The following is a 12,290-nucleotide window of genomic DNA, read 5'->3' as shown; positions in this document are numbered from 1 at the left end:
GGACGATTTACGGTTTGGGATTCAAGCCGTGCATTGCGGTGGTTGCGGGTTCGGTGTTGAACATATCCTCCTCTCGTAGTTGACGGGTGACAAGTAGGCGATGGACGAGTGCCGACGATGCGGGTTGTACCAGCCCTCGATGAAATCGAAGATGGCCATCTTGGCCTCGGCCTGGGTCTCGAAGCGGCTGCGGTCCAGCAGCTCGCATTCCAGCGTGGCGAAGAAGCTTTCGCACATGGCGTTATCGAAGCAGTCGCCAACCGAACCCATGGAGGGTCGTATGCCAGCCTCGTTGCAGCGCGCTCCGAAAGCAATGGACGTGTACTGCGCGCCCTGGTCGGAATGATGGATCACGTCCTGCGGTCGCCGTTGGTAGATCGCCATGTTGAGCGCATCGAGGATGAGCTCCGTGCGCAGGTGGGTCGCCATGGCCCAGCCCACGATGCGGCGGCTGCACACGTCCATGACTACCGCCAGGAACAGAAAGCCTGCCAGGGTGGGAACGTAGGTGATGTCTGCCACCCACAGCCGGTCGGGCCGGTCTGCTGTGAAACACCGCTGCACCCGATCGGGGGCTGGCCGTGCATCGCGATCCCGCACGGTGGTCTTGAACCCTTTGCGTCGACTGATCCCGACCAAGTCCGCCGAGCGCATGAGGCGCGCCACCCGCTTGTGGTTGACCCGCTCGCCTTCCTCCTGCAGGTCTTCCAGGATACGGGGAACCCCATAGCTGCCACGCGAGCGCTGATGCAGTGCCCGGATCCGCTTGCTCAGCCGGGCATCGGACTGCGCCCGTGCCGAGGCCGGACGATTCAGCCACGCGTAATAGCCACTGGTGGAGACCCCCAGGATGCGGCACAACGTAGCCACCGGATAGTCGGCCTGATTCCTCTTCACGAATTCGAACCCCTCGAGGGGATCGATCCGGTCTCTCGAGCGAACCAGGCCGCGGCTTTTGACAAGATCTCGCGCTCGATCCTGAGCTGGCGGTTCTCCCGCCGCAGACGACCCAGCTCCTGGCGTTCGGCCGTGGTCAGGCCATCGGCACGCCGGCCTTCGTCTCGGGCCGCCTGCGCCACCCAGTTGCGGATCGCCTGCGCCATCGGCTCAAACTCCCGCGCCAGCTCTTCCGGGTTGCGGCCTGACCGGACCAACTCGACCATCTGTCGCCGGAACTCCGGCGGATATGCACTTCTTCGTTTCGACATCGTGGACTCCTCCTTCCCAAAAGATGAAGTGTCCACGGTCAACTCCAGCCCATCGCAGAGAGCCTCTCTTAGCGAGGCAGACATGGAAGCATTGCCGTGGGGCCGCGAGCCGGGATCGAGGAAGGCGCTGTGGAGTGGATCCCCGTCTACGCCGGAATGACACCTTCAGCAGTTGCGTGGATATTTTTGCTCTTGCCAAGTATTCGAAATCGAGACTTTGTATTCGTGGAGGGGTGTTATGTGTGCGAAAAGATGGGCGCTTTTATCCCTGTGTTTGCTCGTCGCGCCGGAGAGTCACGGTGCGGGCGAGACCGGGGCCACGGCGATCGGCGAGGACCAGGTGACCGCGACGAGCGTGGAGCAAGCGCTCGCGGCCCGCATCCACGACGCTCAAGGCCCTGAAGGAGGGCGAGGAGAGCTGGCCTACACACCGAAACAATTCGATCTAAGCGGTCTCAACGGCATCTCCGATCAAACCCTAGAGATGCAACTTAAGCTCTACTAGCTAGGGTTATGTCAAGGAGACCAACCGGCTGAACGAGCGTATCAGCGAGTTATTGCGGGACGGTGAGGTCGACCGAGAGGAGATGCCGGCCTACTTCGGAGCTCACGCGGTTTCCTACCCCCTCGACCGGCGCGGGTTTCACCGCCAAGCTTGGTTTCAACCGCATCTGTTTCGCGGTTGACGATCTCGAAACGAAGTAAGGCGGTTGCGGTGGCCGGGGTCGAGATGCGCGCGACGAGATCCTGGACTTCCATGGCCGGCAGCTGGTCTCTGTTGGGGGGCCAGTCACCGAGCCATTCAGGGGGCTATTTACCTAATCGGGGGGGACGCCATTCCAGGAACCAATACACGCCGCGGTCGGCGATCCTCTCGAAGCCAAGTCGCTCATAGAGGCGTAGGGCGCGGTTTTGCTTCTCTACGTGGATGGTGACGGACTTTCCGGCCCGTTGCCCTTGGGCCAGGAGCGCATCGAGGAGCGATGAGCCGATCCCTTGGCCGCGGTAGGCCGGCAGGAGGGCGAGGTCCATGAGGCGGATCTCCTCCGCGCCATGGTTGACATACAGGCGACCGGCCGGCCGGATCGGCTGCCAGGATGATTTGCAGCTCTGCGTCTGGATAATGGTCTCGATAATAGGCGTGCTGGGCGGAGAACTGCATGCGCAGGAACGTCTCGATGTCCGCGGGGCTCCAGCCCGTCACGGCCAGCTCTTCTAGGCGCGTGCTGGCGTAGACATCGAATAGAAAGGCCAGATCGCCTGGCTCGATGGGGCGGACGGTGATGCAGGCCGCCATGACCCGTCACCCCGTTCTCTGAGGTTGTGAAAAAACCTGCTGCGCTCGGGATCTCGCGCTGCATCCTCGGCGCGCCAAGCAGGGCTACTCCCTGGCCCTGGCCATCAATCTGTTTCTTCCCGCGTACCAGCTCGGCGTGTTGAATGTAGAAGCATTCATCAGGCTCGAAGCCCCTTGCCAGGGCTTGGCGGCGAAATGTGGTCGAACCACCGCCTTGGATGTTGATATCCAGTTCCTCGGCGAGGAATTCCACCAGCGGGGGAGGGATCCGGGAACCCTTACCGTGTTAGAGAAACGGCGTCCTTTTCCGTTTCCATGGGATTGCGCGCGGCGCGCGTTCGGCGCACAGCGGCCGTTCAGTATCCGGGCCTTCAGTGCCTCCTGGCTTCCAGCGACATTATTCGAGGCGCTGCGCGCTGCTGCAACCCCACAATGGGGGGCATGCGGCCGTAGTGAGCGGAATGCGGAAAGGGGAATTCCATAAGTATGGCTAGGCCTGCAATTGCCCGCGCAGCACGGCGCGGATGATGGCCTCGCTCGACAGGCCCTCGGTGTCGAGGGACTGGACGTGGCGGCTGGCCTCTTGGGGTTTGTAGCCGAGCGCCACGAGGCCGCTGATCGCATCCATTTTTGCGTCGCTAAACGCAGCGCCGGCCGATGCCGCGCCGCCCGGAAACACGCCGGGCCGCCAGTCGGTGATCCGATCGCGCAGCTCGACGATGAGGCGCTCGGCGGTCTTCTTTCCGATCCCGGGGAGGCGCGTGAGCCGGGTGAGTTCCTGGGTCTCGATCCAGACCGCGAATTCCTCGGGGGTGGTTCCCGACAGGACCCCGAGCGCCGTGCGCGCACCGACGCCGTTGACTCTGATCAAGGCCCGGAACAGGCGACGCTCGGTCTCGGTCAGGAAACCGAACAGTAAATGGGTGTCCTCGCGGACCGCCAGGTGGGTGTAGAGTCGCACCTCGCTCTGGGGCTTGGGCAGGCGCTCGAAGGTGCTGAGCGGCGTCTCGATCTCGTAGCCCACGCCCCCGACCTCGAGGAGCAGATGCGGGGGGCTGGCCTCCAGCAGGACCCCGCGGATCCGGCCGATCATGCCCAGCGCCCAATCATGCCCAGCGCTTGGCGCGCATGCGCCGGGAGGGGAGGGGAGCACTGCGGGTGTGTCCATGGCACAGGGCGACGGCGAGCGCGTCGGCGGCATCGGATGGGGGTGCCGCATCGAGCCGCAACAGAACCTTCACCATGTGCTGGACCTGGGCCTTGTCGGCGCGGCCGAGCCCCACGATGGCGAGCTTGACCTCGGCCGGGGTGAACTCAAATACCGGGAGATCGGCGAGCGCACCGGCGACCACCGCGACGCCCCGTGCCTGGCCGAGCTTCAAGGCCGAATCGGGGTTGCGATACATGAACACGAGCTCGACCGCCATCTCATCCGGCCGGTAGAGTCGCACCACCCGGCCGACGCCCTCGAAGATGAGCCGCAGGCGATCGGCGAGCGTTCCGGACTCGACGTCGAGGCAGCCGTGGGCGACATGCGTGTTTTTCTGACCGTCGCTGTCGATGACGCCAAAGCCTGTCACGCGAGATCCCGGGTCGATGCCGAGGATGCGGGTCAAAGGGGCCGGCCGACTAAGAAGATAAATAACTCAAGCCCTAAAGGCGAGCCAGGGTCTCTTCGCTGATGTCGGCGTTCGAGTAGACGCGCTGCACGTCGTCCAGGTCCTCCAGGGCCTCCAGGAGCCGTGTCATCTTCTGCGCATCCTCGAATTCGAGCCTCGCGCTCGCAGTCGCGCGCATGGTGATCTCGGCCAGCTCTGGATTCAAACCCAAAGCGGCCATGGCGTCGTGCACCCGTCCGAACGATTCTGGCGTGGCCAGGACATCGATGGAGCCGTCGTCGTTGACCACCACATCATCCGCCCCGGCCTCGAGCGCCGCGGACGTCAGGCGGTCCTCGTCGCTACCCGTGGGGTAGCCCAGCACCCCTTGTTTCTTGAAGAGATAGGCCACCGACCCGTCGGTGCCCATGCTCCCGCCCGCCTTGGCGAACGCGTGCCGTACCTCGGACACGGTGCGGTTGCGGTTGTTGCTCATGCAGTCCACCATGATCGCGACCCCGCCCGGCCCATAGCCCTCGTAACGGATCTCCTCGTAGTCCTCGCCCGGCCCGCCGCCGGCGCCGCGCTTGATGGCGCGCTCCACGGTGTCCTTGGTCATGTTGTTGGCGAGGGCGCCGTCGATGGCCGCGCGCAGGCGTGGATTCGCCGATGCGTCGCCCCCGCTCATGCGCGCGGCGACCGTGATCTCGCGGATGAGACGGGTGAAGAGCTTGCCCCGCCTCTGGTCCTGCTTGCCCTTGCGGTGCTGAATATTCGCCCATTTGCTGTGACCGGCCATCGCCTGCTGAGCCCGTGGAAAGACCGGCGACAGTGTACCCGAAGTCAAGCGGCGCGGGACTCCCGCGGGCGGCAGCGCTTGTGCCGGTCGCGCTCGGTCATTGTGCAATAATAGACCCTGCCTCGCGGGGGCGCGGCGTATCTCTACACGAAGGAGGTCTCGATGAAGCTCTATCATTTCCCGCCCTCTCCGAATTCCCGCCGGGCCCTTGCCGTGCTCGATCACCTCGGTTTGGACTGCGAGCTCGTTCCCGTCGATCTTTTCCGGCGCGAGCAGATGCGGCCGGAGTTCGTGGCGCTCAATCCGAATCATATGATCCCGATCTTGGTCGATGGCGATTTCGTGCTCTGGGAGTCGAACGCCATCATGCAGTATCTCTGCTCCAAGCGGCCCGGCAACCGACTTTGGTCCGCGGACCCGAAGACCCAGGCCGATATCAGCCGCTGGCAGTCTTGGGGGCTCGCCCACTTCGGGGCTGCGTGCGGGGTCTACATTTACGAGCGTCTGGTCAAGAAGGCGATCGGGCAGGGCGATGCCGACCCCGCCGAGATCATGAAGGGCGAGCTGCGCTTCCATCGCTTCGCGAAGGTCCTGGACGGGTATCTCGAGGGCCGCGAGTGGCTGTGCGGAGATGGGGTGACCTTGGCCGACTATTCGGTCGGTGCGCCCCTCTGCCTCACGGCGATCGCGGGCTATCCCATCGAGCCCTACGGCGAGATCCGCCGCTGGTACGCGGGGATCGAAAGGCTCGCGGCCTGGAGGCATTCGGCGCCGCCGGAGAGCAAATGATGGACGGAGGGCAATGACGAGCGGAGGGCCATGACGGGTGGCAGGGCGTTCCGTCTGGAACGCCGGCCTCTGCCGCCCTTTCCCGGTTTCATCGCGGCATTCGGACCGGGTATCGTGTGGATGGCGCTCGCCCAGGGCAGCGGGGAGCTGATCTGGTGGCCCTACATCATCGCCAAGTATGGGCTCACGTTCCTGTGCCTCCTCATCCCCGCCTGTCTGTTGCAGTTCCCCTTGAACTTCGAGATCGGGCGCTACACGCTCTTGACCGGAGAGAGCATTTTCCACGGCTTCATCCGCTTGAACCGCGGCCTCGGGGTGTTTTTGTGGGTGCTCATGAGCCTGTCGTTCTTATGGTTCGGCGCCTTCGCGTCGGCCGGGGGCACGGCGCTCGCGGCCTTGACGCATTTTCCGGAGGGATGGAGCGCGCGCGGCCAGGCGCTCTTCTGGGGGTATGCCTCCATCGTGGTTTTCGTGGTGGCCATCGTGCTCAGCAAGGTCGTCTATGTCTTGATCGAGCGGTTGATGAAACTGGTCGCGGTGGTGACGGTCGCGGGCTTGCTGTGGGCCTGCCTGGAACCCGAAGTGATGGCGGCGGCCCCGGCATTCGCGCGCGGCCTCGCAGGACCGGTGGGCCCGCTGCCGCGGCCCTGGGAGATGGCCGATGCCGCCAAGCTCTTGACCGCGATCACCTTTGCCGGTCTCGGGGGATTCTGGGTCTTGTTCTATTCCTATTGGTTGCGCGACAAGGGCAGCGGCATGGCCGCCCACGTCGGGCGCATCACCGGGCCGCTTTTCGGCCGACCCGAGCCCGTGACCAGCGATGGCTATCTACCGGAAGCGGAGGCCGAGACGGCGCGGCGCTGGCGGCGATGGCGCCGGTTCCTGTGCTCGGATGTGCTCATCGGGATCGGCGGCAATCTGCTCACGACCCTTATGACCTGCCTGCTTGCCTATGCCCTCCTGTTTCCCAAAGGCCTCCTGCCCCAGGATTACGAGCTGGCGGTGGTGCAGAGTCGCTTCTTCGAGGCCGGCTGGGGCGAGGTGGGACGGGTGTTGTTCCTGGTGGTCGCGGCGGCCTTCCTCACGGACACCTGGCTCGCGACCGCGGATGCCGTGAGCCGCATGCAAGCCGACATCGTCCAGGTGCTGTTCCCGCGCGCCCGGCGAATTGAAACGCGCCACTGGTATTTCTTTTTCCTCGCGCTCTTGACGGTCATTACTTCGTTCACCATGCTCCTCGATGCCCCCGGCCCCTTGATCTTGACGAGCGCGCTCATCGGTTTCGGGGGCACGGTGATCTTTCCGGTAGCCCTGTATTCCTTGAATCACCGCCTGCTCGCCCCCGAGTTGCCCGTCTGGGCCAGGCCGGGATCCTGGTCGGGACTCTTGTTGCTCGTCTCGTTCCTGGCCTACCTCGCGCTGGCCTTGGCCTATCTCTGGGCCGTGTGGGAGACCCCCTAGCTAGCTAGGAGCTTCGTGGTCTCGGCACAAGTATTTGTTTCGTACGCGTCTCAAGACCGTACAGGTGTTGAAAAAGTACTGATTCGAGCGGGACGGGCCTGGGTCGTCGATGCGCCCCTTCGAACCAGGCGCGGCAACGAGGATGCCGGTATTCGCTACCGGTATGTGGAAAACTACGGGACATCGACGATCAGGGCGGGCTCGCTGGGAACGTCGAATGCCGTTGATGTGGACTCGCTCATGGCTCCCATTCTAAGAAGTTTTCGAGAAGCTGCAGGCCGGCCCGCTGGCTCTTCTCCGGGTGAAACTGCACGGCGAAGATCCGGTCTCGCGCGAGCACGGCGGCGAACGACGGGCCGTAGTCGGTCGTAGCCGCGACCCAATCTTGGTCGTCCGGCGCCACGTAATAGCTGTGTACGAAATAGAAGCGCTCGCCGGGGGCGATCCCGGCCCACAGGGGATGGGGTCGGGTGGCTGAGACGGCGTTCCAACCCATATGGGGTACCTTGAGCCGTTCCCCGGTGTTCGGGTCCGTGAGCCCGTTTGTGAAGCGCAGCACCCGGCCCGAGCAGACACCGAGGCCCGCCGTACCGTTGCCCTCCGCGCTCCAGTCCATGAGCGCCTGCAGGCCCAGGCAGATCCCCAGGAAGGGCTTGGTGTGCACGACCTCGCGCAGGGCTTCGATGATCCCCATCGTCCCGAGGTGCGACATGCACTCGCCCATGGCCCCTTGGCCGGGGAACACCACGCGCTCGGCGCGTTCGAGATCGGCGGCCGTGCCGCTCACCACGATGCGGTGTCGCCCCCGAGAGACGTGCTCCAGTGCCTTCGCCACCGAGCGCAGGTTGCTCATCCCGTAGTCGAGGACGACGACGGTTTCCATGGGACGCGCCATGAGCTGCGATCAGAGGCTGCCCTTGGTGGAGGGAACACTGCTGCCCAGGCGCAGATCGGTCTCGATGGCCATCCGGAGCGCGCGGCCGAAGGCCTTGAACACGGTCTCCATGATGTGGTGGGTGTTGCGCCCGCGCAGGGTGTCGATGTGGAGGGTCACGAGGGCGTGGTTGGCGAAGCCCCGGAAGAACTCGATGCTGAGATCCACATCGAAATCCCCGACCCGCGCGCGCGGAAACTCGACATGGAACTCGAGACCCGGCCGTCCCGAGCAGTCGAGCACGACGCGCGAGAGGGCCTCATCGAGCGGCACGTAGGCATGTCCGTAGCGCCGGATCCCGCGCTTGTCTCCCAGGGCCTCTGCCAGGGCCTGGCCGAAGGTGATGCCGACGTCCTCGACCGTGTGGTGGGCATCGATGTGCAGGTCTCCCTCTGCGCGCACCATGAGATCGATCATCCCGTGGCGAGCGACCTGGTCGAGCATGTGATCGAGGAACGGGATGCCGGTCGCGAGGCTGGCTCGACCGCTACCGTCGAGCTCGACCTCGACCACGATCCGGGTCTCGTTCGTGTTCCGCTCTATCTTGGCCTGGCGTTCACCCATGGGCGTTTTCCCTTGCCATGCTATAACATAACCTCCTATAGCATAGCCTCAACCTGGGGTGGGAGGAACGCGGGGGTCGGCGGTGTGCATCGACGTTGAGGCGGTCAGGGCCTATCTATATGGCTTGCAAGAGCGGATCTGCGCGGCCATCGAGGGACAGGATCGGACCACACGCTTTTGCGAGGACCGCTGGGAGCGGGTCGAAGGCGGTGGCGGGCGTACGCGCGTCCTCTCTGGGGGGCGGGTCTTCGAGCAGGCCGGGATCAACTTCTCCGAGGTCTTCGGCAGCTATCTGCCGCCATCGGCCACCGCCCACAGACCGGAGTTGGCCGGCCGGCGTTTCCGGGCACTGGGCGTGTCGCTCGTCATCCATCCGCGCAATCCGTATGTCCCCACCTCCCACGCCAACGTCCGGTTCTTCCTGGCCGAGACGGAAAACCGTGTGGATCATAATGGGGCGGAGCCCGTCTTCTGGTTCGGCGGTGGATTCGACCTCACCCCCTATTACGGCTTCGAGGAGGACGCACGCCACTGGCACCGCACGGCCGCCGAGGCCTGCGCGCCCTTCGGCACCGAGGTCTATCCCCGTTTCAAGCGCTGGTGCGACGAGTATTTCCGCATCAAGCATCGCGGCGAGGCGCGCGGGATCGGCGGGCTGTTCTTCGACGATCTGAATGAATGGGGTTTCGAGCGCTCGTTTGCATTCATGCGGAGTGTCGGGGATCACTTTCTGCCCGCCTATCTTCCGATCGTGGAGCGCCGCAAAGACAGGCCCTATGGGGAGCGCGAGCGCGACTTCCAGCTCTACCGTCGCGGGCGTTACGTCGAGTTCAACCTGGTGTACGACCGCGGCACGCTGTTCGGTCTCCAGTCCGGGGGGCGCGCCGAGTCCATTCTCATGTCGCTCCCCCCGCTCGTGAGATGGCGCTACGACTGGCGCCCGGAGCCTGGCAGCCCCGAGGCCGAGCTTTACGAAAGGTTCCTCGAACCGCGCGAGTGGCGGTGAGCGCAGGCAGGCGTAGGGGCACCCCCCCGTGGGTGCCCTGATCCCGGCTCGAACCGCGGCGCGACTCTCGGTGAGTGCAGGCGACGAGTCGGAGTCGTTGACGTAGCGCCCCGGCAAATCCCGCCTCCCCTGACTCGCGCCGCTTTTTTTCAACCTCTCAGTTCGGTGCGAAGCCGGCCACGTCCAGCGCCTTGCGGACCGCGGGGTGCGACATGAATACGTCTTGGATCAGTCCGCTGCGATAGTTCTCGATCATGAGCAGCGTGATGCCGGTATCGATGCCGACCACCTCCCGACTCCACCATCGTCGATCCACGTTGAACGCGCTGCCGAAACCGTAGCGGCCCCAGAGCCGGTGCCCATAGCGGTTGTAGATGGTCCGCAATGCCGCGATGGAAAGCTCGGGCGTGAAGATGATGGAACCCGCCGCCGCCGATGGATTCACCGTACCGTCGTGCCTCGCCCAGCCCGACGGAGGGGCGCCATAGGCATCGTAGCCACCCGCAGGCGTATCCGAGGCCGTCAGTCCCCATACGTCGTCGTCGTAGGTCTTGAATCGATCCTTCTGATCCAGCGTGAACTGACGGTTGGCCAGGGTACAGCGGATCGAATTCTCGAAATAATCATAGCCCAGGCTGTCTTTCCGGCCCTTGAAATCCACGAAGGCGTGGGTGTACTGGTGCATGAACAGCGGGCCGCCTTCGATGCACCGGTGGCCGCCATATTCTCCTTCGGATCGTTTCCAGGCCTGCCAGCTACCGGATGGGATGGGGTGGGTGGGCGATCCGAGCGCCAGCAGGTATAACACCATCAGCTCGCTGTAAAAGTCCCAGCGGTTTGGAAGAAACCCGTGCTCCGGCATCCAGCCCATCGACATCGTGAGCGATTGCGGAACGGCACCGCCATCCGTCCGCATCCAGTCCCAGTCCACGCGCTCATATAGCGTGTTTGCAAGCCGTTCTACTTCGGTGCCCGCGAAACAGCGGCCGGCCGTGATGGCCCCGGCCACCAACAGAGCGGTATCGATGGAGGACACCTCCGAGCCCCACGATCGCTCTCCGCTGCGAAGATCGAGAAAATGGTAGAAAAAGCCTTGGGGGCTCGCGGGGCGGTCTAGGAAAAAGCGCAAGGTATCGAGCGCACGCCGGCTCGCCTCCGGCGCGCTCACCCAGCCGCGCTTCGCTCCGATACAAAGGGCGGCGAGTCCGAAGCCCGTGGCTCCGGTGCTACCTACCGTATAGTCATCCTGCGCAACATTTCCTGCGCGGTCTTTAACGACACCGGTCTCAGGATGGGCCTGCTCCACGAAGAACTGGAAAGCGGCCAGCGAGACGCGTTCCAGAAACTCGTCATCCGACAGCCCCAGGAAATGCATGGGATCCACGACGGGCATGAGGCTCAGGACGAACTTGTCGAGATCGGCGACGCCGTTCGGTTGACCCGCGGTCGAGAAGCGCAGCCTATGCGTGCCTGCCGCGACCGCCCCTAGGTCCATCGGATCGCTCCAGGCGAAGTCGTTCCAGGACCTCTGATCCTCCGGTGTGAGCTCGGTGCGCGCGCCCTTCTCGTCGTCGAGGAAGATCTGGATGGAGGCGCTGGGCTCGCCGTTCTTGGAATAGCGCAGGCTGATCCACAGATGCTCCGCCTCCGGCACCTCCAGCTTGCCGTACTGGACATCGCCCGCCTGCGGCGTGCAGGGCGGCTCGTCGCGGCAGCCGAACTGCACCAATGCCTTGGTGCCGGAGGCGGCAGAGCGGTCGCCGGGCTTACCCACGCTCGCGGTATCGAACGCTTCGGCCTCCCGCTCGTACCTCCAGCCGCTATCGGTTTGGGCACGCGGCGTGGCGACCGGTGGCTCGGCCGGCGTGTCGGATGGAGGCGCAGCGACGGCCTCGAGCGCGCCATTGGCGTCGGCCTCGAGCGTTATGCAGAAAAGGACTGCAAGGAAATAGCGAATGCTCATCGTCTGCGCTTGGCCCTCCATCTCTCCACCCCTTGACAATCATAGCGTCATGCCGCTCTAATTATCACCACGGCATGAAGCGAGCCGCGCCTCGGGGAGGAACTATTTTCATCAAGATATCATACGGAAGGAGATCAACAAGGTGGCGCCGGGGTCTGTGGTCCAGCAGGCCACGACGGTCTAGCCGGTGCAAGGGCAGTCGGCACTCCAGGCCCGGCCGGCCAATCTCTAAGCGATGACTGAAATAGACAACCTGGTCCTGGACCAACTACGCGCGATCCGCGGGGACATCGCCGAGATCAAGGGCGATCTGCACTTTTTGAGTCAGCGCGTGGGTGCGCTGGAACAACACATGGCGACGCTCATCAAAGAAATAAGGTTTGAAGTCATAGAATAATCCCGACCTATAACGACGAGCTAGTGCGGGCGGGATGCGGTGAACGAAGGGGCAGCGCGGGAAACTCCCTCCCCTGTCCGTGTTTTTTGCGGACGGGGGAGGGTGGGGTGGGGGTCAGCCCTACACGCGCTGACCAAGCTTTTTCCTGGCCGCAGCGCCTTTACCCCCATATATGGACTCCTCCGATTTGCAAGCATCTCGCTCGTTGACGGCAGAGGTCGGTAGCGCAGTTGCTCCCATATATCCGGCCTGTTGGTGAGGCCTTGGTCGCCTC

Annotated in this window: 12 protein-coding genes and 1 pseudogene; 5 read left to right on the top strand and 8 right to left on the bottom strand. The window is 64.2% G+C overall.

Annotated features, from left to right (window positions below; translation table 11 throughout):
* Positions 1–21: 21 nt before the first annotated feature.
* Positions 22–1,208 (bottom strand): IS3 family transposase gene (locus tag M3461_00195; GenBank protein MDQ3772909.1). Its coding sequence is split into 2 segments (ribosomal slippage): positions 22–950 and positions 950–1,208, totalling 1,188 coding nucleotides; the frame shifts between segments, so codons are not numbered across the junction.
* A gap of 238 nt (positions 1,209–1,446) precedes the next feature.
* Here M3461_00195 and M3461_00190 point away from each other — a divergent pair.
* Positions 1,447–1,713 carry a hypothetical protein gene (locus M3461_00190; protein MDQ3772908.1) on the top strand — a complete coding sequence of 89 codons (267 nt, stop codon included), beginning with the start codon at positions 1,447–1,449 and terminating at the stop codon, positions 1,711–1,713.
* A gap of 305 nt (positions 1,714–2,018) precedes the next feature.
* Here M3461_00190 and M3461_00185 read toward each other — a convergent pair.
* From M3461_00185 to M3461_00170, 4 genes and pseudogenes are all read right to left on the bottom strand, one after another.
* A pseudogene (locus M3461_00185) lies at positions 2,019–2,505 on the bottom strand (GNAT family N-acetyltransferase).
* A gap of 490 nt (positions 2,506–2,995) precedes the next feature.
* On the bottom strand, positions 2,996–3,598 hold the full coding sequence (gene ruvA / locus M3461_00180) for a Holliday junction branch migration protein RuvA (GenBank protein ID MDQ3772907.1): 603 nt from the start codon (positions 3,596–3,598) through the stop codon (positions 2,996–2,998).
* Positions 3,599–3,611: 13 nt separating this feature from the next.
* On the bottom strand, positions 3,612–4,121 hold the full coding sequence (gene ruvC, locus M3461_00175; GenBank protein ID MDQ3772906.1) for a crossover junction endodeoxyribonuclease RuvC: 510 nt from the start codon (positions 4,119–4,121) through the stop codon (positions 3,612–3,614).
* Between the two features lie 37 nt (positions 4,122–4,158).
* Complete coding sequence (locus M3461_00170; GenBank protein ID MDQ3772905.1) at positions 4,159–4,902, bottom strand: YebC/PmpR family DNA-binding transcriptional regulator; 744 nt, start codon at positions 4,900–4,902, stop codon at positions 4,159–4,161.
* 162 nt (positions 4,903–5,064) lie between these two features.
* On the opposite strand from M3461_00170, the gene M3461_00165 reads away from it, so the two are divergent.
* Both M3461_00165 and M3461_00160 read left to right on the top strand, forming a co-directional pair.
* Positions 5,065–5,691 (top strand): glutathione S-transferase family protein, encoded by a 627-nt coding sequence (locus M3461_00165; GenBank protein ID MDQ3772904.1) that lies wholly within the window; start codon positions 5,065–5,067, stop codon positions 5,689–5,691.
* Positions 5,692–5,721: 30 nt separating this feature from the next.
* Positions 5,722–7,152 (top strand): Nramp family divalent metal transporter, encoded by a 1,431-nt coding sequence (locus tag M3461_00160; GenBank protein ID MDQ3772903.1) that lies wholly within the window; start codon positions 5,722–5,724, stop codon positions 7,150–7,152.
* Positions 7,153–7,390: 238 nt separating this feature from the next.
* On the opposite strand, the gene hisH is transcribed toward M3461_00160, so the two are convergent.
* Together hisH and hisB are read right to left on the bottom strand one after the other, a co-directional pair.
* Positions 7,391–8,035 carry an imidazole glycerol phosphate synthase subunit HisH gene (gene hisH / locus M3461_00155; protein ID MDQ3772902.1) on the bottom strand — a complete coding sequence of 215 codons (645 nt, stop codon included), beginning with the start codon at positions 8,033–8,035 and terminating at the stop codon, positions 7,391–7,393.
* A 21-nt stretch (positions 8,036–8,056) separates the two neighbouring features.
* Positions 8,057–8,650, bottom strand: a complete 594-nt coding sequence (hisB, locus tag M3461_00150) for an imidazoleglycerol-phosphate dehydratase HisB (protein MDQ3772901.1) — start codon at positions 8,648–8,650, stop codon at positions 8,057–8,059.
* Positions 8,651–8,732: 82 nt separating this feature from the next.
* Between hisB and hemF the strand changes: the two genes are divergently transcribed.
* Entirely contained in the window at positions 8,733–9,656 is a 924-nt protein-coding gene (gene hemF, locus M3461_00145; GenBank protein ID MDQ3772900.1) for an oxygen-dependent coproporphyrinogen oxidase, read from the top strand.
* A gap of 157 nt (positions 9,657–9,813) precedes the next feature.
* On the opposite strand, the gene M3461_00140 is transcribed toward hemF, so the two are convergent.
* On the bottom strand, positions 9,814–11,640 hold the full coding sequence (locus M3461_00140; GenBank protein MDQ3772899.1) for a hypothetical protein: 1,827 nt from the start codon (positions 11,638–11,640) through the stop codon (positions 9,814–9,816).
* Positions 11,641–11,854: 214 nt separating this feature from the next.
* Here M3461_00140 and M3461_00135 point away from each other — a divergent pair, with 214 nt between their 5' ends.
* Positions 11,855–12,016: a hypothetical protein gene (locus M3461_00135; protein ID MDQ3772898.1), complete on the top strand. Its 162-nt coding sequence runs from the start codon at positions 11,855–11,857 to the stop codon at positions 12,014–12,016.
* The last annotated feature ends 274 nt before the right edge of the window (positions 12,017–12,290 follow it).

The organism is Pseudomonadota bacterium, from assembly GCA_030860485.1.
In the GTDB taxonomy this organism is placed as follows: Bacteria; Pseudomonadota; Gammaproteobacteria; order JACCXJ01; family JACCXJ01; genus JACCXJ01.
Note: the sequence above shows the minus strand (reverse complement) of the source record. Positions and strands in the feature narration are given on the sequence as shown.

Excerpts from the sequence above, each read along its gene's own strand:
- M3461_00190 (MDQ3772908.1), top strand. The coding sequence starts at position 1,447 with ATGTGTGCGAAAAGATGGGCGCTTTTATCCCTGTGTTTGCTCGTCGCG.
- ruvA (MDQ3772907.1), bottom strand. The coding sequence starts at position 3,598 with ATGATCGGCCGGATCCGCGGGGTCCTGCTGGAGGCCAGCCCCCCGCAT.
- M3461_00170 (MDQ3772905.1), bottom strand. The coding sequence starts at position 4,902 with ATGGCCGGTCACAGCAAATGGGCGAATATTCAGCACCGCAAGGGCAAG.
- M3461_00165 (MDQ3772904.1), top strand. The coding sequence starts at position 5,065 with ATGAAGCTCTATCATTTCCCGCCCTCTCCGAATTCCCGCCGGGCCCTT.
- M3461_00160 (MDQ3772903.1), top strand. The coding sequence starts at position 5,722 with ATGACGGGTGGCAGGGCGTTCCGTCTGGAACGCCGGCCTCTGCCGCCC.
- hisH (MDQ3772902.1), bottom strand. The coding sequence starts at position 8,035 with ATGGAAACCGTCGTCGTCCTCGACTACGGGATGAGCAACCTGCGCTCG.
- hisB (MDQ3772901.1), bottom strand. The coding sequence starts at position 8,650 with ATGGGTGAACGCCAGGCCAAGATAGAGCGGAACACGAACGAGACCCGG.
- M3461_00140 (MDQ3772899.1), bottom strand. The coding sequence starts at position 11,640 with ATGGAGGGCCAAGCGCAGACGATGAGCATTCGCTATTTCCTTGCAGTC.
- M3461_00135 (MDQ3772898.1), top strand. The coding sequence starts at position 11,855 with ATGACTGAAATAGACAACCTGGTCCTGGACCAACTACGCGCGATCCGC.